The sequence below is a fragment of the Clostridium amylolyticum genome, assembly GCF_900142075.1.
In the GTDB taxonomy this organism is placed as follows: Bacteria; Bacillota; Clostridia; order Clostridiales; family Clostridiaceae; genus Clostridium_AA; species Clostridium_AA amylolyticum.
Genome location: NZ_FQZO01000016.1, coordinates 1 through 24,562, shown reverse-complemented (window position 1 = coordinate 24,562; position 24,562 = coordinate 1). Strand labels below are relative to the sequence as shown.

The 24,562-nt window shown below is 32.2% G+C and carries 19 protein-coding genes and 1 pseudogene; 13 read left to right on the top strand and 7 right to left on the bottom strand.

Annotated features, from left to right (window positions below; translation table 11 throughout):
* Window position 1: 1 nt before the first annotated feature.
* Window positions 2-802 (top strand): class I SAM-dependent methyltransferase, encoded by an 801-nt coding sequence (locus tag BUA82_RS20060; RefSeq protein WP_073012904.1) that lies wholly within the window; start codon window positions 2-4, stop codon window positions 800-802.
* 148 nt (window positions 803-950) lie between these two features.
* On the opposite strand, the gene BUA82_RS20055 is transcribed toward BUA82_RS20060, so the two are convergent.
* The 5 genes from BUA82_RS20055 to BUA82_RS20035 all read right to left on the bottom strand — a co-directional run bounded on the left by BUA82_RS20055 (window position 951) and on the right by BUA82_RS20035 (window position 6,511).
* On the bottom strand, window positions 951-1,916 hold the full coding sequence (locus BUA82_RS20055) for an ABC transporter ATP-binding protein (RefSeq protein ID WP_073012939.1): 966 nt from the start codon (window positions 1,914-1,916) through the stop codon (window positions 951-953).
* A 5-nt stretch (window positions 1,917-1,921) separates the two neighbouring features.
* On the bottom strand, window positions 1,922-2,890 hold the full coding sequence (locus BUA82_RS20050; protein WP_073012901.1) for an ABC transporter ATP-binding protein: 969 nt from the start codon (window positions 2,888-2,890) through the stop codon (window positions 1,922-1,924).
* 11 nt (window positions 2,891-2,901) lie between these two features.
* Window positions 2,902-3,792, bottom strand: coding sequence for a nickel transporter permease (nikC, locus tag BUA82_RS20045; protein WP_073012898.1), 891 nt, complete (start codon window positions 3,790-3,792; stop codon window positions 2,902-2,904).
* Window positions 3,793-3,808: 16 nt separating this feature from the next.
* Window positions 3,809-4,813, bottom strand: a complete 1,005-nt coding sequence (locus tag BUA82_RS20040; protein WP_073012895.1) for an ABC transporter permease — start codon at window positions 4,811-4,813, stop codon at window positions 3,809-3,811.
* A 123-nt stretch (window positions 4,814-4,936) separates the two neighbouring features.
* A complete protein-coding gene (locus tag BUA82_RS20035) occupies window positions 4,937-6,511 on the bottom strand; it encodes an ABC transporter substrate-binding protein (protein WP_073012892.1) in 1,575 nt (524 codons plus the stop codon).
* Window positions 6,512-7,164: 653 nt separating this feature from the next.
* Between BUA82_RS20035 and BUA82_RS20030 the strand changes: the two genes are divergently transcribed.
* The 5 genes from BUA82_RS20030 (at window position 7,165) to rfbG (ending at window position 13,202) form a co-directional block, all read left to right on the top strand.
* The gene (locus BUA82_RS20030) at window positions 7,165-7,917 is read left to right on the top strand and encodes a sugar phosphate nucleotidyltransferase (protein WP_073012889.1); all 753 of its coding nucleotides are present in this window, start codon (window positions 7,165-7,167) and stop codon (window positions 7,915-7,917) included.
* On the top strand, window positions 7,914-9,116 hold the full coding sequence (locus BUA82_RS20025; protein ID WP_073012886.1) for a hypothetical protein: 1,203 nt from the start codon (window positions 7,914-7,916) through the stop codon (window positions 9,114-9,116). The genes BUA82_RS20030 and BUA82_RS20025 overlap by 4 nt, the downstream gene beginning before the upstream one ends.
* A gap of 6 nt (window positions 9,117-9,122) precedes the next feature.
* Window positions 9,123-10,997, top strand: a complete 1,875-nt coding sequence (locus BUA82_RS20020; RefSeq protein ID WP_073012882.1) for a glycosyltransferase — start codon at window positions 9,123-9,125, stop codon at window positions 10,995-10,997.
* 36 nt (window positions 10,998-11,033) lie between these two features.
* Window positions 11,034-12,011 (top strand): NAD-dependent epimerase/dehydratase family protein, encoded by a 978-nt coding sequence (locus BUA82_RS20015; protein WP_073012879.1) that lies wholly within the window; start codon window positions 11,034-11,036, stop codon window positions 12,009-12,011.
* A 114-nt stretch (window positions 12,012-12,125) separates the two neighbouring features.
* Window positions 12,126-13,202 (top strand): CDP-glucose 4,6-dehydratase, encoded by a 1,077-nt coding sequence (gene rfbG, locus BUA82_RS20010; RefSeq protein WP_073012877.1) that lies wholly within the window; start codon window positions 12,126-12,128, stop codon window positions 13,200-13,202.
* A gap of 95 nt (window positions 13,203-13,297) precedes the next feature.
* On the opposite strand, the gene BUA82_RS20005 is transcribed toward rfbG, so the two are convergent.
* A complete protein-coding gene (locus tag BUA82_RS20005; RefSeq protein WP_073012874.1) occupies window positions 13,298-15,358 on the bottom strand; it encodes a sensor histidine kinase in 2,061 nt (686 codons plus the stop codon).
* A 164-nt stretch (window positions 15,359-15,522) separates the two neighbouring features.
* On the opposite strand from BUA82_RS20005, the gene BUA82_RS20000 reads away from it, so the two are divergent.
* On the top strand, window positions 15,523-16,617 hold the full coding sequence (locus tag BUA82_RS20000; protein ID WP_073012871.1) for an AI-2E family transporter: 1,095 nt from the start codon (window positions 15,523-15,525) through the stop codon (window positions 16,615-16,617).
* Window positions 16,618-16,715: 98 nt separating this feature from the next.
* Here the strand turns inward: BUA82_RS20000 and BUA82_RS19995 are convergent, their stop codons facing one another.
* The gene (locus BUA82_RS19995) at window positions 16,716-19,250 is read right to left on the bottom strand and encodes a cation-translocating P-type ATPase (RefSeq protein WP_073012868.1); all 2,535 of its coding nucleotides are present in this window, start codon (window positions 19,248-19,250) and stop codon (window positions 16,716-16,718) included.
* Window positions 19,251-19,609: 359 nt separating this feature from the next.
* On the opposite strand from BUA82_RS19995, the gene BUA82_RS19990 reads away from it, so the two are divergent.
* The 6 genes and pseudogenes from BUA82_RS19990 to BUA82_RS19965 form a co-directional block, all read left to right on the top strand.
* Entirely contained in the window at window positions 19,610-20,266 is a 657-nt protein-coding gene (locus tag BUA82_RS19990) for a metal-dependent transcriptional regulator (RefSeq protein WP_207650324.1), read from the top strand.
* Between the two features lie 13 nt (window positions 20,267-20,279).
* Window positions 20,280-21,212 (top strand): metal ABC transporter solute-binding protein, Zn/Mn family, encoded by a 933-nt coding sequence (locus BUA82_RS19985; RefSeq protein WP_073012866.1) that lies wholly within the window; start codon window positions 20,280-20,282, stop codon window positions 21,210-21,212.
* A gap of 148 nt (window positions 21,213-21,360) precedes the next feature.
* Window positions 21,361-22,101 (top strand): metal ABC transporter ATP-binding protein, encoded by a 741-nt coding sequence (locus BUA82_RS19980; protein WP_073012863.1) that lies wholly within the window; start codon window positions 21,361-21,363, stop codon window positions 22,099-22,101.
* A 9-nt stretch (window positions 22,102-22,110) separates the two neighbouring features.
* Window positions 22,111-22,983: pseudogene (locus tag BUA82_RS19975) on the top strand (metal ABC transporter permease); the annotation flags it as partial.
* 260 nt (window positions 22,984-23,243) lie between these two features.
* Entirely contained in the window at window positions 23,244-24,236 is a 993-nt protein-coding gene (locus tag BUA82_RS19970) for a metal ABC transporter permease (RefSeq protein ID WP_073012860.1), read from the top strand.
* A 105-nt stretch (window positions 24,237-24,341) separates the two neighbouring features.
* Window positions 24,342-24,562 (top strand): helix-turn-helix domain-containing protein (locus BUA82_RS19965; RefSeq protein ID WP_242948903.1); only part of this gene is annotated, 221 nt, incomplete at its 3' end.

The following is a 24,562-nucleotide window of genomic DNA, read 5'->3' as shown; positions in this document are numbered from 1 at the left end:
ATTGCTGAATGTTATTAAATATTATGAACATCATGATGAAGATAATAGAATTACATCTACTAATGCTAGAAAAATTGAATTTATAATTACTACTTCTACTTTGGATAAGTATATAAGAAAGGAACATAAAATCCTGGAGGTTGGAGCTGGTACTGGAGTATATTCATTTTATTATGCTGATAAAGGAAATGAAGTTGTTGCTACAGATTTGACACCAAATCATGTTGAGATTATTAAAGAAAAATTATCCATGAGAGATAAAAAAGTTAATTTATATGCAGAGGTTGTTGATGCAACTGATTTAAGCAGATATGAGTCCGAAAGTTTTGATGTGGTAACTTGTATGGGGCCAATGTATCATCTTACTGAAGTATCCTTAAGAAATAAATGTATTGAAGAATGTTTAAGAGTATTAAAAAAAGATGGAATTTTAGCCATTTCATATATTAATAAGCACTATATCTTAAATAGCGTTATGTTAAGGGATAGTAAGTATTTAAATAAAGGATTTATAGATAAAATTTTAAATACTGGGGTAATTAGCGAAGGTGAAAATGAATGTTTTTGGACTGATGCCTTCTTTACAACACCTAGTGAAATGGAATCCTTTATTAGTAATTACAATATTCAAATAGTTGACCATGTAGCCACAGATGGAATAACTCCTCTTGTAAGAAATTATGTAGATAAAATGAATGACACTGAACACTCCCAATGGCTTTATTATCTTTTAACAAGCTGTAGAGATAAAGATATTTTAGGTATAAGCAATCACTGTTTATTATTGGTGAAAAAGGTATAGACGTTCAAAAAAGGAAACCCAACAGGTTTCCTTTTTTGCCCCCTAAACTCTCTCTGAGAGTTTATACATAAATTCTCCAAAATTCCGTCAGGAATTTTTTCCTTCATTTTAAATTCTCAATTCTCAATTCTCAATTAATTAACAATTCTCAATTATATAAATGGCATGCCACCCTCTGTCCCTCTTGAATTTCAATTAATTCCGGCTCTTTCTTACTGCACACTTCCATACATTTTGAACATCTTGTATGGAACCTGCAGCCAGTAGGAGGATTGATAGGACTTGGGACATCACCGGTTAATATTATTCTATCCTTTTTAGCTCCTGGCTTTGGCACTGGAATGGCAGATAGAAGCGCTTTAGTGTAGGGGTGTTTTGGATTTTTATAGATGGTGTCCACATCCCCTATTTCTACTATCTTTCCTAAGTACATAACCCCTACTCTAGTGCTAATGTGTTTTACTACATTTAATCCATGGGCTATGAAAAGATATGTTAAATTAAATTCCTTTTGAAGATCATATAAAAGATTCAAAACTTGAGCTTGGATAGAAACATCTAAGGCGGATACCGGCTCATCGCAAACTATAAGCTTTGGATTTACAGATAATGCCCTGGCTATTCCTACTCTTTGTCTTTGACCTCCACTAAACTCGTGAGGGTATCTATCCTTATGGTAGGATGCTAGTCCTACATAATCTAAAAGCTTATTAACCTTTTTATCTAACTCTTCTCCCGATGCTATTTTGTTAACCCTCATTGGCTCAGCTATTATATCTCCTATAGTCATTCTTGGATTTAAAGATGCATATGGGTCTTGAAATATTATTTGTATCTTTTTACTTAATTCTTTTCTATTTTTATGCTTCATCTCTGATAAAGCTTTACCTTCAAATAATATCTTTCCTGAGCTAGGTTCTAAAAGGTTAACTAGCATTCTACCAGTGGTGGACTTTCCACAACCTGACTCCCCTACAAGTCCTAGCGTTTCTCCTTTATATATATTAAAACTCACATCATCCACAGCTTTTAAATAACTTTTCTCCTTAAAAAAACCTTCAGATTTTACTGGAAAATACTTTTTCAAATTTTTGATTTCCATTAAAGCTTCCATAAATATTATGCTCCTTCCTTTTCTGAATACAAGAAGCATCTAACTTCTCTATCCTTTGAAGCTATGAGAGATGGCTCCTTTACTTTGCAAATATCCTTGCAATAGCTGCATCTATCGCTAAAGGCACAGCCTGAAGGAAGATTTAGAGGATTTGGTACCATACCAGGTATCATAAATAATTTTTCTTCCTTCTCTTCCACCTTTGGTATAGAATTTAAAAGCCCTTTTGTATAAGGATGCTGAGGATTATTAAATATTTCATCCACGGTGCCTTTTTCTACAACTTTTCCACAGTACATTACCACAACCCTATCAGCGGTTTCAGCAACTACTCCCAAATCATGAGTGATAAGTAATATGGAGGTACCTAGTTTTTCCTTTAGATTAATCATAAGCTCCAATATTTGAGCTTGTATGGTTACATCCAAAGCTGTAGTAGGTTCATCTGCTATTAAAAGCTCTGGATTACATGCTAAAGCCATGGCAATCATCACCCTCTGTCTCATACCTCCGCTCATTTGGTGAGGATAATTTTTAAGTCTCTTTTCTGGAGAAGGTATTCCTACTAAATCCAGCATTTCTATAGCTTTTTCTTCCGCTTGCTTCTTAGTAAGCTTTTCATGTCTTATAAGGGCTTCACTAATTTGTCTTCCTATGGTAAATACAGGGTTTAATGAAGTCATAGGCTCCTGAAAAATCATAGATATTTGATTTCCTCTTATGTCTTGAAACTCTCGTTTGCTTTTTGCAAGCAAGTTTTCAGATTTAAAGAGTATTTCCCCCTCTACTGAAGTTCTTCCCTCTGAAAGCAGTCCCATTATAGAAAGTGAGGTAACGCTTTTTCCGCTGCCAGACTCACCTACTACAGCCACCACTTCTCCTTTTTCTATATCAAAATCCACTCCGTTTACAGCGTTTATAATACCTTTTTTAGTGTTAAATTTTGTTTTTAAGTTTTTTACTTGAAGTAACATCCCTCTCACCTCTACTTTCTTTGTTTTGGATCTAATGCATCTCTAAGACCATCACCAAACAAATTAAATGCCAATACGGTAAGGGTAATTGCAAAGCCTGGGAAAAGTATTATATGTGGTGCATTATAAAAATACCCTCTTCCAGAGCCCAACATACTTCCCCATTCAGCAAGAGGTGGTTGTACTCCTAGTCCTAAAAAACCTAAAGCCGAAGTTTCCAATATGGCAGTAGATATACCTAAAGTAGCACGTACTATAATAGGAGACATAACATTAGGCAATATATGTTTAAATATTATAGCTATATCGCCATTTCCTATAGCCTTAGCTGACTGAACATATTCATTTTCCTTAACAGAAAGAACGCATCCCCTTACAATACGGGCATATTCAGGTATGGTAACTATACTTATGGCAATAACAGCTTTGTCAATTCCTTTACCTAAAGCACTCATAAAAGCAATAGCTAATAAAAGCGATGGGAAAGCTAATATTATATCCATTATTCTCATAATAATCATATCTATTTTTCCACCATAATACCCAGCAATGGCTCCAAATACCGTTCCCACAGAAAGAGCAATAGCTACAGAAGTTACACCAACTCTAAGAGATATCTTTGTACCATCTATTATTCTGCTTAATATATCTCTTCCCTGTTCATCAGTTCCAAATAAATGAAGGGAGGAAGGAGGTTGAAGGCTCTGTGAAAGTTCTCCCTCATAAGGATTGTATGGCATAATATACTTTCCCAAAACCGCTATAAGTGTTAGTAAAACTATTATAATAAGCCCTACTAAGGCTGCTTTATTACTTGCTAAAAGCTCTAGTATTTCCTTTATCTTGCTTTGTTTGTTTTTCTTAATGTGTATATCTTCTTTTAATTCTAAATTTGTTTCCATACATGCTCCTCCTTCCTTAAGAAAATTTAATTCTTGGATCTAAAAATCCATATAATATATCTACAAAAAGATTAACCAGTACAAATATAGTAGCCATCATCATAACTGCACCTTGTACCACAGGATAATCTGCTTTTAATATAGAATCTATGGTATAACTCCCTATGCCTGGCCAAGAAAACACGGTTTCCGTAAGCACCGCTCCCCCTAATAATGAGCCTAATTGCAAGCCTATTACTGTAGCTATGGGTATAAGAGCATTTCTTAAGGCATGGCTTAATATTACTGCCTTTTCAAATATCCCCTTTGCTCTAGCTGTTCTTATATAGTCTTGCTCTATGGTCTCTAGCATAGTAGAACGGGTCATTCTAGCTATAATTGCTGTAGAATAAGATCCTAGAGCTACCGCTGGAAGAATCAAATGCTTCAATGAAGCTATTAACGCCTCAGTATTTCCAGTAATAATACTGTCTAAAATGTAAAATCCCGTTACATGAGTTGGTTCCATACCTATGGTTATCCTTCCTGAAACAGGAAACCAATGAAGTTTCACTGAGAAAAATACAATTAACATGAGCCCTAGCCAGAATATAGGCATAGATACTCCTAATAAAGAAGTAACCATACTTAGATAATCTAATATAGAATTTTGCTTTACAGCTGAAATAACTCCCATTAATACTCCAGAAACAGATGCAAAAATTATGGCTACCAATGCTAACTCTATGGTAGCTGGAAACCTAGTTAATAGTTCTTTAGTTACAGAGGTTTTAGTTATTAATGAATTACCCAGATCTCCTTGCACTAAAGCCTTTATAAATAACCAATATTGAACATATAGAGGTTTATTTAACCCAAGCTGTTCTCTAAGCTTCTCTACTTGCTCTGTAGTAGCATGCTGCCCTAATATTATGCTGGCAGGATCTGTGGTAAACACATGCATTACCACGAATACCAACATGGAAACCCCAATTACCACTGGTATCAAAAGCAATAATCTTTTTAAAATATATTTTCCCAAATTAATAGCCCCCCCTAAATATTGTTATATGTTATTTCCAGTGTGATACAAATCAATTGATAATATGTGCAAAACCCCGTATAATACGGGGCTTTTACACTATTTTAATTTATCATTAATTTTTTATTCCTTATCAACATTTTTAAGGAAAACCACTCCTGTTGGATGTATTTTAAAATTCTTAACCTTAGGTGAAGCAGCTATCATATCCTTAGCATGAGATATAGTTACCCAAGGTGCATCTTTTGCAATTACATCCTGCATTTCTTTGTATATATTATTTCTTTCATCTCCATTAGGTGTTTGTCTTGCTTTTGAAAGCAATTTATCCACTTCTGGATTATTGTATTTAGATACATTCAATGAGGATTTAATCTCCTTAGAATCAAATAGTGACATAAAGTTGTCCGCATCACCATTATCACCTGTCCAACCATAGAAGAGTATGTCCCCTTCTCCTTGCTTGGTTTTTTCCTTATATTCCTTCCACTGATAAACATCTATAGTAGCTTTAACTCCTACTTTGCTTAAGTAATTCTGAACCGCTTCAGCAAGCTTTTGTCCATTTACAGGATTGTAAGGTCTTGGATTAGAATAAGTTATTATCTTTACAGAAAGATTTTCTTTTCCTGCCTCTTTTAGAAGTTGCTTTGCTTTTTCAGGATTATACTCAATGGATTTCACCTTATCGTTATGTCCAGGTATAAAGCTTGGAAGGGGAGCTTTTGCTACCTCAGCAAATCCTTGATAAAGGAACTTTACAAGTTCATCTCTGTTTATAGCATAACTAATTGCTTCTCTCAGCCTAGGGTCGTTAAAAGGTGCTCTTTCAGTATTAAAGGCCATGTAATTAATGTTCATACCATTTTCAGTAATAACATTAATCTTATTGTCTTTAAGCTTCTGAACATCGTTAGGATCTACCCCATCCATAATATCTGTAGCACCAGTCATAAGTTCACTGGCTCTTACAGAGTTTTCCTTAGTAAACTTAAACACTACCTTGTCCAGCTTAGCTTTATCTCCCCAATATTCATTGTTCTTTTCTAAAGTAATAGATTCTCCTTTTTTCCAAGATACAAATTTAAAAGGTCCTGTGCCCACAGGATTTTCATTTAAATTTCCATTATTTTTTTCTAAAGCAGCCGGACTAACCATTGGCGCTGCTAAAGACATAGCTAGATTAGCAAGGAAAGGAGTATAAGGCTTCTTTAATTTTATTTTTACAGTATAGTCATCTACTTTTTCTACTTTTTCTACTTCTCCAAAAGTAAAGGAAGCATAAGGCATATCCTCTGTTGCTTTAGGAGGAAGCTGTCTTTCTATATTAATTTTTGCAGCATCTGCATTAAAAGGTGTTCCATCATGGAACTTGACTCCTTCTCTAAGTTTAAAAGTATATTCCTTACCATCACTGCTAATTTCCCAGCTCTTAGCAAGACCAGGCTCTAATTCTGTAGAACCTTCTTTATACTTAATAAGCCCTTCATATACATTTACAATAACCTTTGCCGATTCCCCGTCATCTACAAAAGCCGGATCTAATCCTCTGGGATCAGCTCCTTGTGCATACACCAAGGTCTTTGGTGTAGATTTTTTGTCTCCATTAGTACTAGATGAATTTTTCCCACAAGCAGTAAGTGCTAAAGAAGAAACCACTACTAGTGATAACATCATTGCAAGGATTTTTTTCTTCATAATAATAACCCCCTTTTTCTAAAGTTAAATAATTTTGATATAAGTACTTCCAAATGAAATTTATAATATAAAAATTGCAATTTAAGCCCCATTTATAAACAGCAATTTTTTATACAACAATTATTTTGTTTAATATCTTTAAGCTTTTATTGATTATATATTAAATATAGCCAGTTTTTTAATGTACTTTATTAACAATAACAAACTTCTATTAATATATTGTTAACAAGATTTTTGTTTATTATAAGTCCTAAAAATGATATTTGCAATTATTCAAATATTCAAATTCTCAGAAAATTCATTAATGAAATCATTTGCAACTAATATTTTCTTTTATTTATTACCCTTTTTAGCTTCATCATTTTACATTGATAAAGTGATAAATCACCTTTTTAAAATATAATTAAAAAACAAAAAAGACTTGCTTTTTTAACTTAAATTCTCTCAAGAGTTTACATATAATTCCTTAAAATTCTGCCAGGAATTTTTTCCTTAATTCTAAATTCTCAATTCTAAATTCCAAATTAATATAAGTGTCGAATTTACAACTTAATAAAGTTAAATTGTACTTTACTGTAACCACTCTACAAGAATGTACATAAAATATTTATATAAACTTACTTTTTACTATATTCAAATGAGGAGAGAAAGAGATGCAAGTTATAATATTATGCGGTGGTAAAGGTTCCAGGCTGAGAAGCGAAAATGACACCTTACCAAAGCCTTTAGCATTGGTTAATGGTAAGCCTCTCATCTGGCACATCATAAATATATATAGAAATTTTGGTTATAAGGAATTTATTCTCCCTTTAGGTTATGGTGGAGATATGATAAAAGAATACTTTTATAACTATGAGTGGAAAAACTCCGATTTCACATTAGATTATTCAAAGGGCGAAAGAAAATTGCATAAAAATTTTGAAGACTGGAAGGTAACCCTTGTGGATACAGGAATAAATACCATGACCGGTGCTAGGATTAAGAAAATTGAAAAATATATTACACAAGATGACTTCATGCTAACTTATGGAGATGGTCTTTCGGATATAAATATAAACTCCCTTGTAAAATATCATAAGGAAAAAGGTAGAATAGCTACAGTTACTGGAATTTTAAAGAATAGCCAATATGGCGTTATGGAAATAAAGCAAGGAATAGCTACAAACTTTAGAGAAAAAAGCTCCGCTATAGGCATAATAAACGGTGGTTTTTTTGTGTTAAATAGAAAAGTTTTCAATTATTTAAAAGATGAGGATAGTTGCATATTTGAAGAAGAACCATTAAATACCCTTGCTTCCTTAGGTGAACTAGCTGTATATGAACACCATGGGTTTTGGCTTGCTGTAGATACTTATAAAGATTTACTGGAAGCAAACAAATCTTGGGGAGGAAATAAACTATTATGAATATGAATGAGTTTATTAAAATTGAGAATACACCAGTTTCATCTTCACAAGAAAGCAGATGTAATTTTTGTACTTTAGGAAGCAAAGAGTATACTTTAAAAGTCTTAGCCTTATACTCTTCTTTAAGAGAAAAGTGTCCTAACTTTCATCTGTGGATATGCTGCTTGGATGAGGATATATACTCTATAGTTAAAGGCTTAAACTTAGGAGATGTCACTTTATTTAAAGTAAAGGAAATCGAAACTACTGATTTATTAAATGCTAAAAAGTTAAGAAAGAAAAATGAATACTGTTGGACACTAAAACCTTTTATAGTAAAGCATATATTAGATAATTACTCTGTCCAAGCATTGATATATTGTGATGGTGACATATTTTTCTTCTCTGATCCCACACCCATCTTTAATTTACTATTATCTAACTCAATATTGCTATGCCCTCAAAGGGACTTAGAATGGGTGCATAAATTATATGGCTACTATCAAGCAGGATTTGTAGGTTTTAATACTGCTAAGGATGGATTAAATGCTGTTAAATGGTGGTGTCAAAGATGTTTAGAATGGTGTTATATCACCGCTGAACCTGAACGCGAAAGATTTGGAGATCAAAAATATCTAGATAAAATTCCTCAGCTTTTTAAAGATGTTTATATTTGTGAAAATCTAGGTGTGGATGCAGCACCATGGAACAGTATTTACAATAATAATTACAATATATATGTCAAGGGCAATGAAGTGTACATCGAAGACTATAAGCTTATATGTTTTCACTTTGCCTGCCTTTCAATAATCAATGAAAATGAATATGATTTATGGACTTTTGATAAATTGTCCATAAGAGATGTTATAAAAGATAATATCTATATAGTTTATATACAAAGGCTCCAAAAAATAATTAATTATCTTAAAGATCACTCAAAAATAGATGTAAAATTATTATTCTCCAATAATTCTCCACAAAAAGCAAAAACCTATTTTAGATTTAATAATACAGGAGTAATAACTAAGAACCTTACTACAGATACAGAGGATATAAAAACCAATGTAAATATTAAAGTTAATGAAGATATCACTTCCAATGTAAATGTCCAAGTTAATAAGGATAAAGCAAAAGATTTACAAAAACCTATGGATAGTACTGAGAAAAAAGAACAATCCATATATTCATCAAAACTCATATACAATTGTAAAGAGAGGTAAGTAAACATGCTGCACAATTACTGTACAATTTTAAGCAATGATTCACTTTATAAGGGTTTGATATTATATCACTCCCTAAAAGAACATGATGATAACTTCGCTTTATATATGATTTGTATGCAAGATAATGTTAAAAGCATATTAGAAGCCATGAAATTAGACAATGTGGTGATAACAAGTCTGAAAGATATAGAATCTTTCGATAAAGCATTGTCTTCCGCTAAAAAGACAAGAAATGAAAAAGAATATGCTTGGACCATAAAGTCTTCTATAATATTATATTTATTTGATAAATATCCCACCTTACAACACATGATTTATATAGATGCTGATATAGAGTTTTTTTCTAGTGTTGAACCTATCTTTGAAGAGTTCCAAGACGCTTCTATAATGCTTACCAGGGAAAGGTTTTACATTCAAGATAATGAGCCCTGGTACATTCAATATGGTCAATACAACGGAGGCTTTATGGCCTTTAAAAGGGATGACAACGGAATAGAGGCTTTATATTGGCTTAGAGAAAAATGTATCAATTGGTGTTACAACAAGGTAGAAAATCAGCTATATGGTGATCAAAAGTATACCGAAGACTGGTTACAGCGCTTTAAAGGAGTAAAAATATCAAAAAATTTAGGTATCAACACTACAGCTTGGTATGCTCATGCCTGTTTTTTAGAGGAGAAGAATTCTAAAATTTATATAAATGATAATCCTATAGTTTTTTACCATTATAATGGATTATCTATGTATAATGACTCTGAGTTTGATCTTTGTGTATTTATAAACCTACCCAAAAAGCTTATTAACATGATTTATATTCCCTATCTGAAGAAACTTCAAGATTCAAGTAGGCTTGTAGCCTCCTTTGACAGTAGTTTTTACGAAAAATCAATAAAACCTACTTCCAATCAATATATAAAAAACTATTATAAACTCAACACCATCCCAACCATGAAGAAATATAACTTCTGTACTCTCATGGGAAAAGATTATTTAATAAAAGTACTTGCTATGTATAACTCCATAAAAAAATATGAAAAAGATTTTCATCTCTGGATTTGCTGTATGGATGACTATTCAATGAATGTATTAAAAAACATGAATTTAAATAATGTAACCTTAATTCCAGTAAGCAATGTAGAAGATGCCCAACTATTATCCGTAAAGGGACAGCGAAGTCCTAGCGAGTACTGCTGGACTATAAAGTCTTCCTGGATACTGTATTTATTAAAAACTTATGGAGACATTCCTTCTATAATATTTTTAGATGGAGATTTATTCTTCTTCTCAGAATGTAGTCCCATTTTTAATGAATTTAAAGACCATTCTGTACTTCTATGCCCACAATATGACAAAGAATGGGTGGAAGAGCAGTTTGGTAAATATCAAGCAGGATTAATTGGCTTTAAAAATGACTCAAATGCTTTACAGTGTTTAAGCTGGTGGAGAGAAAGATGCTTAGAATGGTGCTCTTCTGAACAAGGTTTACAAGATAGATGGGGAGATCAAAAGTATTTGGATAAATTACCAGAACTTTTTAAAGGCATAAAGATCAATACCCATCTAGGTATTGATGCAGCGGTGTGGAATGCAAAAAATAATATTAATCTGGACTTAAGTAAGGTTTATATTAAAGATTTTGAGTTAATAGCTTATCACTTTTGCTGCTTAACCATATTTAATGAAAATGAATTCGACCTTTGGAGATGGTCAAACTGGTTTGTAGATGGTAAAATGGTGGACTTTATTTATAAACCCTATATTAAAGCACTAAAAGATGCAATGAAGGAACTATCTTCAAAATCTATAGATCCAGGTGCTTTAATAATTCCTGAATACGACAAAAGCAGAGCTGCTAATCACTATAGATTTTCTGAGTAAAGCAGTATTTGTCTATACAGAAGCAGGAGGAACTGTATGAAATATACCGAAAAAAATTCTCTTAAAAACAAAAAAATTTTAATTACCGGGGGCTGTGGCTTTATAGGATCTCATTTAGTAAAAAGGCTTTTATCTTTAAATGCTAGGGTATTCGTTTTTAAAAGACCCGGTACTGATATCTGGAGGATAAAAGACCATACTGATAAAATTAGTTTTTTTAATGGAGACATCACCAATCCTTTGGATGTAGATAGATGTATAAAAACCATAGCCCCAGATTATATATTTCATCTTGCAGCCTATGGAGTAGATTCCGCACAAAAAGATTATATTAAGGCGGGAAACATTAATATAATGGGGACTTTAAATATTTTTAACTCTTTAAAATATGTGGACTGTAAAAAGATTATAAACATGGGGAGCTGTGCCGAATATGGTGATATGCAGATAAAGATGAAGGAAGACCTTTGTGTAAAGCCTTCAAGCATTTACGGCAGCACAAAAGCTTGCTCCACCATTTTATCTCATCAGCTAGCTGCTGAAAATCATATGGATATTGTCACTTTACGCCCCTTTGGAATATTTGGTGAAGGAGAAGAACCTCATAAGTTTTTCTCTTATATTATACTTTCCATATTAAAGGGCCAGGATGTACGTCTTACCCCCTGCCAGCAATATAGAGACTACTGTTATGTGGAAAATATAATAGATGCCATGATAATGAGTGCAGAAAATTTCAATTTAAAAAATGAAATACTAAACGTAGGCACTGGAGCTTCTAAACCTCTAAAATATTATGTTGATATGATTTATAAGCTTACAAATTCCTCATTAAAACCTCAATACGGGGCTCTTGTCTACAGGAGAAATGAAATGTGGAATCCTTGTCCAGATATTTCAAAAATAAAGTCTTTTTTAGGATGGTCACCTAAAATAAGCTTAGAAGAAGGTTTATCTAAGACCATAAGTTGGTACGAAAAAAATCTTTCTTATTATACTAAAGAAATTAATTAAATCACAATGCTGATTATGCTAATGAAAGTCATGAATATATATTTAGAAATATAACTGAATAATATAAAAATATACTAACTAATTATAGTGATAATAATAATTGAAGGTGCAAAAATGATTAGTAACTATAAAGATATATATAAGAATAAAAGAATTTTAATAACAGGTCATACAGGTTTTAAAGGTTCTTGGCTTACACTTTGGTTAATTAAGCTGGGAGCTGAGGTAATAGGATACTCACTTGATCCTGTAAATGATTATGACAATTTTAATATCTCTGTGCCAAAGGAAAAAATTATAGATATTAGAGGAGACATTAGAGATAGCAACAGCTTATCTAAAGTATTTCAAAATTATTCTCCAGACATGGTCTTTCATATGGCAGCTCAACCTCTTGTTAAATATTCCTTTGAAAACCCTAAATACACTTATGAAGTAAATGTTATAGGAACCTTAAATGTACTAGAAGCTATTAAAAAATGTATAAATACCAAGGCTGCCATAATAGTAACCAGCGATAAATGTTATAAAAATCATGAATGGGTGTGGGGATATAGAGAAAGTGACACCTTGGGAGGTTACGATCCCTATAGCTGCAGCAAAGCTTGTACAGAACTTCTTGTAGACTCTTATAGAAATTCTTTTTTAAACCTTAAGGATTATAAATCCCACAAGAAGTTAATAGCCACAGTAAGAGCTGGAAATGTTATAGGAGGCGGAGATTGGTCTAAAGATAGAATAATACCCGATTCTATAAAAGCTCTACAAGAAAATAGGCCCATAGAAATACGAAATCCACTTTCCATAAGGCCTTGGCAACATGTGCTTGAACCCCTTAGCGGATATATTAAATTAGGGGGGGAACTACTGAGTGGTCATGAAAAATACTCTGGTGCATGGAATTTTGGACCATATAGTGAAAGTATAACCACTGTAGAGGATGTAGTAAAAAAAGTCATTAACTATTATGGCAGTGGAAGCTATGAATATTCAAAGAACTATACAAAATCTCATCATGAAGCAAATATGTTAAGTCTAGACATTAGCAAAGCTAAATATGAACTACATTGGAATCCTAAGTGGGGCATAGATATAGCCATAGAAAAAACAGTGGAATGGTATAAAAATTATAAGAATGAAGATTTCTCTAAATTATGCTTAAATCAAATAGAAGAATATGAGAAAGACTAAACCTTTAGATTTTCTTTCATTAATTAAAAAATCCCCTTCTGGGGGTTTTTTAATGAGTACTATTTGTCACTTGTCACGTGTCTGGCACCTATCACTTATTCATATATATCAGAAAACTCAATTTTAATTTTTTCATCTATACTTCTAGCATCTATAACCTTATCACTGCCAATTTCCTCTTTAGCATCTATCACTGGAAGATTTATAATAAATTCTGCGCCTTCATTCTCATTACTATTTAATAAAATATTTCCTTTATGAAGTTTTACCAAAGACTTTACTATGTATAATCCTAATCCTGAACCTTCCTCTAATCTATTAAGAGAGCTGTCTACCCTAGTAAATCTCTCAAATACTGATTTTTGCTTTTCTAATGGTATTCCCTTACCATTATCTTTGATGTATATTTCTACAAAGCTTTCTTTATCTTTTATGGTTACTTCTATAATTCCTTTTTCTTTATTTTTGTACTTGATAGCATTAGAAAGCAGGTTAAGAATTATTCTTTCTATTATTTCAGGATCAAATATCATTTGCTTTTCTTCAACTTCTGTATCAAAAATAATTTCTATACCATGATCTTCAATATAGGAAGAAACAGAAATAACTATGTCCTCCACTACACTTACAATATTTCCCCTATACCAATTCACCTTATAAAAGCCTTCATTTATAAGTGTGGTATCTATAAGATTATTGGTAAGCCTCAGTATTCTATAACAATTTTGTTTAATTATCTTATTATATTTATCTATATTTTCAATGGATCCTTTATTTATATACATATCCATGAGTTGACAAGAACTATAAATAACATTGATAGGAGTTCTAAACTCATGGGATAGATTAGCAAAAAATTCTGTACGAAGTCTTTCATTTTCTTTTGCTTCCTTTAGTTCCCTCCTCATAGCTTCTGATAACTTTTTCACTGTAATATCCCTAAAAACTACCATGAAAATGCCTTCATTATTATCATATATTGGAAGTGCACTAATCTCTACATCTATGCTTTTTCCATCAAGCCCAATAACTTTTTCCTCAGAGTCTATAAGTAAATGCCCTTTTTTAGACTCTTCCACTTCCCTCTTTACTATATGTGCATAATCTGGATGAACTATATCATATATATCTCTACCTATCATATCCTCTTTATTCTTTGCTCTAAACAGGGTTACTGCATTATTATTAGCAAATAAAATAGTAGTGTCATTCCTAAGTATTACTGCTAAAGGTAAATTTTCTATAAGATTAGTATAAGTACGTTCTTTAATAGTCAATTCCTCTTGCATTTTTTTCAATGCTTCATTTTGTAAGTTTAATTTTTCTATAGTATCCTCTAACTCTTCATTTTTTTGCAAAAGTATGGTATTTAATAGGGCTAAGGGTTTCTGAAGAGTGTTTTTTACCACTATCCTATATACTAAAAATACTGAAATAAACTTAAATATATAAGTTAAAATAGGTGAAATACCATACTTATTAATATAAAACGCCTGAAATACTTTAGAAAAGATGGCAAACAAAGTTGCTAAACCTATATACCATCTAGTATCTCTGTTGATTTCATAGGCTTTTAAATGAAGAATAAGTATGTTTATAGCTAAAATAGCTATAATAATAATTTCATTAAAACTTTTAAACTGTGTAAATCCATAACCTTTTATGTAGCTTGTTGGAAGAACTCCTAAAAAAATTGTAGTTAACATTATTAACGGTATCAATAAAAATATGTAAATAACAGATTTTACTTCTAATTTTCTATAATAGCTCATTAAAAATACCATAATTGCAAAGCTTCTAATATAACTTTCAAACACAGAAAATAAATAAGAAATATCAGAGGTATCATAGGGAATTATATTCATACCTTCGTAAAATATAACATGAGATAACTCAAAAACACATATAATACCGAAGCATATTCCTAAAAAGTTAAACGAACTATTCTTTGAAATATCTTTAGTATTTATTACCATCATAGTTATACTACAGCACATGAGAATAACAAAAAACTCCATAATAAAATGAAACAAAAGAATATTCTTTTCTCCTACAAGTATAAAAATAGGTACAAACAAAATAATAACCATTATACTGTATATATGGAAATTTTTTACTTTATAAATGCTAGTAAAGTTACTCTCTAAATTTTTCATTCTATTACCTCCTATAATATTTTCATATTCGACAGTAAAATTTAATTTCCTTTAAGAACAATAATATTTTATCCCCCTACTGTATCTGATATAATACATGTATTAGATGCTAAATATTTATAACATCTAAAAATTAAGTAATTTTACTTTTAAGGAGAAGTTTCATGAAAGAAAATAAAAAAATTCCTTATTTAAGGGTTCTACCCATTATAATAATATCTATTTTAGCTTATAAACTCATAGATAATATTGACGGAGTTACAAAATCTCTTAAAATTTTCATCTCCCTCATATCCCCATTCTTATGGGCCTTTGGCATAGCTTATTTTTTAAATCCTCAAGTGAAATACTTTGAAAGAAGATTTAAAATTAATAGAAGATTGAGCTTAGTGATAGTTTACTTAATTTTAATAGGGGTTTTATCCTTTACTATAGGCATAGTAACTCCAAAGCTTTTTGATAACGTGAAGCAAATAGTGGTGGACATACCTAAATACGTAAGTGTAACAGAAAAGTTTTTAAATGATAATTCTGAAAAACTAAGCTTTATTGAAAATCAAGAAGTTTCAAATTATTTAAGAACCAATCTTACTGAGTTTGTTCAGAAATTTGGAAATAGATTAGAAAGCGGACTAAATGTGGCTATAACCACTGTTATTAACTTCACATCTGGATTTTTCAAATTTATTATAGGTTTGCTTATCTCTAGCTATATGCTTTTGGATAAAGAAAAGATAATAACTTCATTAAAAAGAGGTATTTATGCAATGTTAGGAAGGGAAAAAGGTGAGCAATTTATACAATTCGGTTCAGAAGTTGACCTTATCTTTTCTAAGTACATAATAGGTAAATGTATAGATTCTGCCATTATTGGAGTGCTGTGTCTAGTACTTCTAACCTTAATAAACTCACCCTTTGCCGTTTTAATTAGCATAATTGTGGGTATAACCAACATGATCCCCTATTTCGGCCCTTTCATAGGCATGATATTTGGAGGTATTATAGTAATTTTTGTTAGCCCTGTAAAAGCTTTCTGGGTGGTTATTGTAATATTTATACTACAGCAGTTTGATGGCTGGTACCTAGGTCCTAAGATTTTAGGGGATCAAGTTGGTTTAAGCCCTTTATGGATTATTTTTGCCGTAGTTGTAGGTGGTGGACTATTTGGAGTCATGGGAATGCTGCTAGGAGTGCCTTTTGTAGCAGTGATTAGAACTTTAGTAGAGGATATTATAGATAAGAAATTAGAAAAAAATTAAGGCATGGTAAAAAAATAGAAGATGCATAAACGTAGAGCATACTTAGTTTAGCCACTAAGTATGCTCTATGCAGTATTAAATAAAATTAATTATATTAGTTAAGAAATAGGTTCTAGACTTTCCTCTTTTCCAAATTTTCTTTTATATACTTTAACTAACTCCCACCACACTGAAGACAAAATCCCTAATATTATTGAGTATGCTAACATAGATAAAGATAAATTACTTGTCTTAAATATAGGTTGCATAAAGGGAACATAAGTAATGGCAAATACCATTATCATGGCAAGGCTATTAATAAAAAGTCTTGCCTTATTTTGTTTTTCTTTAAATATACTATAAAGATATTGAGTGTTGGATCTGTTCACTAAAACCAAAATTACATTAGAGGTTACCAAAGTCACTAATGCAAAACTTCTAGCAACCTCTACAGCAACACCGTTATCTACCATAAAATGAAAGGGAAGAAAAGTAGCTAAAAACATGGCTATACCTTGTAATATAACTTTAATAGTCATACTTTTAGTTAACAAAGGTTCTTTAGGGTTTCTAGGAGGTTCTTCCATTATATAAGGTTCTGCTTCCTCTCCTTCAAAAACAATAGAACAAGTGGGGTCTATAATAAGTTCTAATAAAACTATGTGTACTGGTAATAATATTTGAGGAAGATTAAACACTGGTGAAAATAAAGCTAAAGTCATAATGGGAATGTGAATTACCATTATGTATACCATAGCTTTTCTTATATTATCAAATATTCTTCTCCCATCTCTAACAGAATTTACTATAGTAGTAAAATTATCATCCATTAGTATCATGTGAGCAGCTTCCTTTGCCACATCCGTTCCCCTTTTGCCCATAGCTATACCAATGTCGGCATTCTTTAAGGCTGGAGCGTCGTTTACTCCATCTCCTGTCATAGCCACTATTTCCCCATTAGCTTTCAGCGCCTTTACTATTCTCATTTTATGCTCTGGTATAACCCTAGAAAATATATCACAATGTTTTACTGCCTCACACAATTCTTCTTCTGACATATTATCTATTTCCTCTCCAGTTATAGCACAGCTTTTAAATTTTAATCCTATTTCATTGCCTATGGCCATAGCTGTTTTGTTATAATCACCTGTTATCATAATAACTCTTATACCAGCATTTTTACAAAGCTCAATGGCTTCCTTTACCCCTTCTTTAGGAGGATCTTGTAAGCCAATAAGTCCACGGAAATTAAGATTATACTCATCCATATCCTCTTGAACCTTACTGGTGTTTAAATCTGCCAAAGCAATAACCCTTAGTCCTCTTGAAGCCATATCGTCTATGGCTTTTAATATGGTATTTTTCTCGTTATCCTTTAAATTACATAGTGGTAAAATAGTCTCTGGAGAACCCTTAGCTGCTACATAATACATTTCCTCAGCCTTAAAAATATTAGCCATTCTTTTTGTTTTTGAGTCAAAGGCTATTTTATGTGCTATTTCCATGTTTAATTCTTTAGAGTTCTTATTAATATTTTTGGAAGCAAGCTGCAGTATGGCCTTTTCCATAGGATCATAAGGATCTTTTTCACAAGATAGCACCATTAGATTTGATATATATTCATCATTAAATTTCTCTGGGATATAAAAATTATTATAAAAGACACTTTTAACCGTCATTTCATTTTTTGTAATGGTTCCTGTTTTATCTACTGCAAGTATAGTGGTGGACCCTAAAGTCTCTACAGCGGATACCTTGCGCATAATGGTATTCTTCTTTGCTAGCCTAAAAGCTCCTAAAGACAAGAATACCGTTAATACCACAGGAAACTCTTCAGGTATAATACCCATGGCTAAAGTTAAACCAGATAAAATACTCTCAACGATATTGTGATTATATAAATAAGTTAAACCAATAACCAATATACATAATACTAGTCCTACCAAAGCAAGATTTTTTACCAAGAACTGAACTTTTTTCTGAAGAGGGGTAAGCTCATCCTTAGTTTCTCTAATAGCCTTGCCTATTTTACCATACTCAGTATTAAAACCTGTAAAAACTACTCTAACGACACTCTTTCCAAAAATAGAAAGAGTGCCAGCATACACCATATCACTTTTCCAATAATCCTTGTTTTCGTCAGCACTTTCTTTATTATCTAAAGAACCTTTTGTCACCTTAAATACCGGTTCTGCCTCTCCCGTTAATACAGATTCATCTACAGAAAAATTAGATACCTTTAATACCTCACAATCTGCAGGTATCCTTTCCCCTTCAGATAGATAAACTATATCTCCTGGCACAAGTTCAGAGCTCTTTATCTTCATTTCTTTCCCATCCCTAAGCACCTTAACTTCCTGAGATGTAAGTTCCTTTAAAGCATGGAGCGTCTTTTCCGTCCTCCATTCCTGAATAAAGGTAATAGAAGCTACAAAAATCACAAAAAACATCATTATACATGCTTCATTTATCTCTCCTAGTAAAAAGTACAGCAAAGCCGTTCCAAAAAGTAAGATAAACATGGGTTCTTTAAAAACCCCTAAGAATTTTTTTATAGCACTAGGTTTTTCTGTCTTAACAAATTCGTTATAACCATATTGTTTCTGGAGCTTTGTCACTTCTTCTAATGTCAAACCTTTATATTTCTCAGCCATGATTATAATACCTCTCTCTATTAATTAGATTCTTCTGATACTAAACACAAGATCTTATACTAGTATATTCATCTTTTATCATTTTGTTATCAAATGATAATAAATAATAAATTTATTATACTGAACAAATCCCACGTTTTCAATACTTATTCAATAGATAGGTATTATCAATTGATATTAAAATTCTATACTTAATGATAGTTCCATGCAGTTCAAAATTACATATTCAATATTTTTTCTATATTTATTTACATATTATTAATAATTATTATCATTTAATATCTTTTAAATTATATAATTAGGTGATACTATATACTTAAGTTAGGTAAACCTAAATTTTTTATTATTGGGAGGCTTTTATGGCAAAAAATATTATTACCAAAAATAAAGAAGACTATTTAAAAGTAATTTATGAGTTAGGCGGGAATTCCCTGCCTGTTAATAATAAAGATATAGCCTTGGCTTTGGAGGTTTCTGCTCCTTCCGTCAGTGAAATGATAAAAAAACTCTTAGATCAAGGATATATAGAATATACCCCTTATAAAGGTATCATTCTCACGGAATTAGGCATTAAAGAAGCATCTAAGGTTGTAAGAAAGCATCGCCTTTGGGAAGTTTTTTTAGTAGAGCACTTAGGTTATAGCTGGGATATAGTTCATGAAGAAGCTGAAAATCTTGAGCATGTTACCAGCCCAAAGTTAGAACAACGATTAAATGAATTTTTAAATTACCCAAAAGCCTGTCCTCATGGAAATATCATTCCAAGAGATGAAATGCTCATAGAAAAAGATTCATATAAATCTTTAAGTTCAATATTAGAAGGAGACGAAGTAACAATTCGCAGGGTAATAGACAAAAAAACATTATTAAAGTATCTCATAGATTTAGACTTGTCCCTAGGGGATCATATTAAGGTAATAAAGCATGCTCCTTACAACGGACCCATCACATTAAATAAGAAAGGCAAAGAAATATTTATAGCCAAGGAAGCGACAAATTACATATTCGTAGAGTAAAGGAGACATTAAAATGAAGAAATTTATTATACCCATATTGATTTTATGCATATTAACACTAAGCATTACAGGTTGTAACACATCCAAAAAAAATACCACAGCTGATGGTAAGCATAGGGTTGTTGCAACTACTACTATGTTAGCTGATATGGCAAAGACCTTAGGTGAAGATTATGTAGAAGTTAAAGGACTTATGGGTCCTGGCATAGACCCTCACCTTTATAAAGCCAGCGCAGGTGATGTAAAGCTAATGCAAAAAGCAGATATGGTAGTTTACAACGGTGTGCACTTAGAAGGAAAAATGGGAGAAATATTTGAAAACCTCACAGGTATTGACAAACTTGTAGTAAATGTTTCTAACGGTGTAGATAAAGATAAACTATTGGTATCTCAAGATAATTCTAACGCTCACGACCCTCACATTTGGTTTGACGTTAATATATGGAAGCAAGCTGCAGTGGAGCTTACTAAAGGATTAAAAACTTTAGACAGTGAACATGCTAATAAATTTGATGAAAACTTAAAGGCATATTTAATTGAACTAGATAAATTAGATAAATATATAAAAGATAGAGCTTCAGAAATTCCTGCTGAAAAACGTATTTTAATAACTGCCCATGATGCTTTTAATTATTTTGGTAATGCTTATGGCTTTCAAGTTAAAGGGCTTCAAGGCATAAGTACCGCTTCTGAAGCTGGAACTTCAGACCTTAGAAACTTGGCAAACTTTATAGTTAAACATGAGATAAAAGCGGTGTTTGTAGAATCTTCTGTACCAAAAAAGAATATTGAAGCATTACAAGAAGCAGTAAAAGCTCAAGGATTTGAAGTAAAAATAGGTGGTGAGTTATATTCAGACTCCTTAGGAGATGCAGGTTCACCTGATGAAACCTATATAGGAACTTTTAAAGCAAATATCGATACCATTGTAGATGCTTTAAAATAATATTTTATGAGAGAATTTGATATTGATAATGAATTTCATTTCTATTCTGCAAATTAACTGTATAAATAATGAGTTTCTTAAGTATTTATAAATGAATTAAATATAAGCATTTACGGACATTTTATTATAAATTTGGGAGGTAAATATAATGGAAAATAATAAAGATTATGTAATACAAGTAGAAGATATGACAGTAGCTTATCAAGTAAAACCAGTGCTCTGGGACGTGGATTTGAATATACCTAAATCTGTTTTAATGGCAATAGTTGGACCTAATGGAGCTGGGAAATCCACACTAATAAAAGCAATGTTAAATTTAATAAAACCTATTTCAGGAAAAGTTTTGTTTAATGGGGAAAGCTATGAAGCTCAAAGAAAAAATATAGCTTATGTACCTCAAAGCGGTAGCGTTGATTGGGATTTCCCTACAGATGTTTTAGACGTAGTGCTTATGGGGCGTTACGGGATATTAGGCTGGATAAAACGCCCTACAGCAAAAGATAAGGAAAAAGCCATGGAAGCCTTACAAAAGGTGGGTATGAAAGATTTTGCTCATAGGCAAATAAGTCAATTATCTGGTGGTCAGCAGCAAAGAGTATTTTTGGCAAGAGCATTGGTTCAAGACTCAGATATCTATTTTATGGACGAACCCTTTCAAGGCGTAGATGCTAAAACTGAAAAAGCTATTATATCTCTTTTAAAGGAACTTAGACAACAAGGTAAAACTGTAATAGTGGTGCATCATGACTTACAAACAGTACCAGAATATTTTGATTGGGTGACCTTGTTAAATACACAAGTTATAGCCAGCGGACCTGTGTCAGAAGTTTTCACTGAAGAGAATTTAGATAAGGCCTATAGAAATAAAGGACAAATATTAAAAAGGTAGGTGATGGAAGTGGATACATTAAAACTTATTCTTACAGATCATACTTTACAGATTGTATCCTTAGGTTCAGCGCTTTTAGGAATAATAAGTAGAGTTTTAGGTAGTTTTGCTGTGATTAGAAAGCAGAGTTTGCTAGGGGATGCAGTTTCTCATGCCGCACTTCCAGGTATAGCTTTAGCATTCTTATTTACCAATACAAAAAAAACTGAGGTTTTGTTATTAGGCGCCTTAATAGCTGGGGTTATAGCAAATTTTATAATACTATCCATAGTAAGGAATTCTAGAATTAAATTTGATAGTTCACTTGCTTTAATATTATCCGTATTTTTTGGTGGAGGTCTAGTACTTCTAACTTATATTCAAAAGATACCTAATGCAAATCAAGCTGGATTAGACAAGTTTATATTTGGTCAAGCCTCTACTCTCTTAGAAAGAGATGTAAAAATAATGGCTATTATGGCAGTACTTCTAATAAGTTTAGTCATAGTATTTTGGAAAGAATTTAAATTAACTTCTTTCGATGCAGATTTTGCAGAAAGTCTTGGATTTTCAGTAAAAAAGATAAATATTTTACTTTCCTTTATGATTGTGGCTGCCATAATTGTAGGATTACAAACTGTAGGTGTTATATTAATGAGCGCCATGCTTATAGCTCCTGCAGCAGCTGCTAGACAATGGACGGATAAATTTTCAGTAATGGTTATTCTTTCAGCCATCTTCGCAGCCCTATCAGGCATTATAGGAACCTTTATAAGTTCAGTGGTAGATAAGCTTCCTACAGGCCCTATGATAGTTATAGTAGTAAGTATTATAGTATTTATCAGCCTGACTTTTGCTCCTAACAGAGGTCTGCTATGGAAATACTTTAGAGATAAAAAGAATCACAAAGCTATTAATGAAGATATGATTTTATCTAATTTATATACTTTATCCATGAATCATGATGATTATTTTCATAGCCATGATATAGCTGTAATAGATCCTTCCATGGCTTTAAAAAGCGGTGGTGTGAAAGAGCTTACCAAGAAACTAAAGAATCTCAATGAAAGAGGGCTTGTTTCTGAAGTAGAAAAAAATCAATGGTGCATCACTAAAAAAGGTATGGATTACATGGAAAATCATTTTGTAAAGGAGGTAAAATAATGAATCCAGATTTAGAAATTCAACTTATTGCAATTATTGTTGCTGTAGCATGTTCCCTTCCTGGAGTTTTTCTAGTTTTAAGAAAGATGTCTATGATGTCAGATGCTATAACCCATACCATATTACTAGGCATTGTAGCTGCCTTCTTCATGGTGAATGACTTATCCTCTCCTCTTCTCATAGTAGGAGCGGCTGTGGTAGGTGTTATTACAGTATTTTTAACAGAAGTACTAAACTCTACAAAGCTTGTTTCAGAAGATTCAGCTATAGGTATAGTATTCCCTTTCCTATTTAGTATAGCTATAATAATAATCTCAAGATATGCTGGTTCAGTGCATCTAGATACAGACTCAGTGCTATTAGGAGAACTAGCTTTTGCCCCCTTTAATAGATTAAAAGTATTTGGATTAGACATTGGAGCAAAGGCCATATACTCCATGGGAGCTATACTAATTATAAATATCTTATTTGTAGTATTGTTCTTTAAAGAACTTAAAATAGTAACCTTCGACCCAGCCTTAGCTGCAGTACTAGGTTTTTCCCCTGTATTAGTGCATTATGCTCTAATGACTATAGTTTCCGTTACAGCGGTAGGTGCCTTTGAATCCGTAGGTTCCATACTAGTCATAGCCTTTATGATAGGACCTCCTGTCACAGCCTACCTTATCACCGATGATTTAAAGAAGATGATTATGCTAAGCGCATTTATAGGTGCTATAAATGCAGTTATAGGTTATCAATTTGCTTCCTTACTGGATGTATCCATAGCTGGTTCCATGGCACTTATCACAGGAGTTTCCTTCTTACTAGTATTCATATTTGCCCCTGAAAGAGGCTTAGTCACTACCCTAAGAAGAAGAAAAAGCCAAAAGATACTATTTGCAGAAAAGTCCATGCTATTCCATATATTTAACCATGAAAATGAACAAGATGCAGCCTTAGAATGTGGAGTAAATACCATTCATCATCACCTTCACTGGAATAGTTGTTGATTTACAATGAAAATTGACCCCCTTTTTACAACGAAAATTGACCCCCTCACTTTAAAATTATAACCTTGTATGGTAACAAAACACATCATACAAGGGAGGCATAAAGTGAAGGTGAAGGATTTGAGAGATTGGTATACAGTAAAGAACATGCATAATAAGGGGGTCCCGATAAAACAAATAGCCAGGGAACTGGGAATAGCCAGAAATACAGTTAAGAAATTGATTAAGCAGGAGGAGGAACCGAGGTATTCAAGAAAAGTAACTTATACAAAGATTGATGCTTATAAAGATAAAATAAGAGTTTGGTATTTGGAAAGAGATTATGA

What these genes read in the sequence shown, in the direction of transcription:
- BUA82_RS20055 (WP_073012939.1), bottom strand. Translation starts at nt 1,916, where the DNA reads ATGGAAGCTTTAATGGAAATCAAAAATTTGAAAAAGTATTTTCCAGTA.
- BUA82_RS20050 (WP_073012901.1), bottom strand. Translation starts at nt 2,890, where the DNA reads ATGTTACTTCAAGTAAAAAACTTAAAAACAAAATTTAACACTAAAAAA.
- nikC (WP_073012898.1), bottom strand. Translation starts at nt 3,792, where the DNA reads ATGGAAACAAATTTAGAATTAAAAGAAGATATACACATTAAGAAAAAC.
- BUA82_RS20035 (WP_073012892.1), bottom strand. Translation starts at nt 6,511, where the DNA reads ATGAAGAAAAAAATCCTTGCAATGATGTTATCACTAGTAGTGGTTTCT.
- BUA82_RS20030 (WP_073012889.1), top strand. Translation starts at nt 7,165, where the DNA reads ATGCAAGTTATAATATTATGCGGTGGTAAAGGTTCCAGGCTGAGAAGC.
- BUA82_RS20025 (WP_073012886.1), top strand. Translation starts at nt 7,914, where the DNA reads ATGAATATGAATGAGTTTATTAAAATTGAGAATACACCAGTTTCATCT.
- BUA82_RS20020 (WP_073012882.1), top strand. Translation starts at nt 9,123, where the DNA reads ATGCTGCACAATTACTGTACAATTTTAAGCAATGATTCACTTTATAAG.
- BUA82_RS20015 (WP_073012879.1), top strand. Translation starts at nt 11,034, where the DNA reads ATGAAATATACCGAAAAAAATTCTCTTAAAAACAAAAAAATTTTAATT.
- rfbG (WP_073012877.1), top strand. Translation starts at nt 12,126, where the DNA reads ATGATTAGTAACTATAAAGATATATATAAGAATAAAAGAATTTTAATA.
- BUA82_RS20005 (WP_073012874.1), bottom strand. Translation starts at nt 15,358, where the DNA reads ATGAAAAATTTAGAGAGTAACTTTACTAGCATTTATAAAGTAAAAAAT.
- BUA82_RS20000 (WP_073012871.1), top strand. Translation starts at nt 15,523, where the DNA reads ATGAAAGAAAATAAAAAAATTCCTTATTTAAGGGTTCTACCCATTATA.
- BUA82_RS19995 (WP_073012868.1), bottom strand. Translation starts at nt 19,250, where the DNA reads ATGGCTGAGAAATATAAAGGTTTGACATTAGAAGAAGTGACAAAGCTC.
- BUA82_RS19990 (WP_207650324.1), top strand. Translation starts at nt 19,610, where the DNA reads ATGGCAAAAAATATTATTACCAAAAATAAAGAAGACTATTTAAAAGTA.
- BUA82_RS19985 (WP_073012866.1), top strand. Translation starts at nt 20,280, where the DNA reads ATGAAGAAATTTATTATACCCATATTGATTTTATGCATATTAACACTA.
- BUA82_RS19980 (WP_073012863.1), top strand. Translation starts at nt 21,361, where the DNA reads ATGGAAAATAATAAAGATTATGTAATACAAGTAGAAGATATGACAGTA.
- BUA82_RS19970 (WP_073012860.1), top strand. Translation starts at nt 23,244, where the DNA reads ATGAATCCAGATTTAGAAATTCAACTTATTGCAATTATTGTTGCTGTA.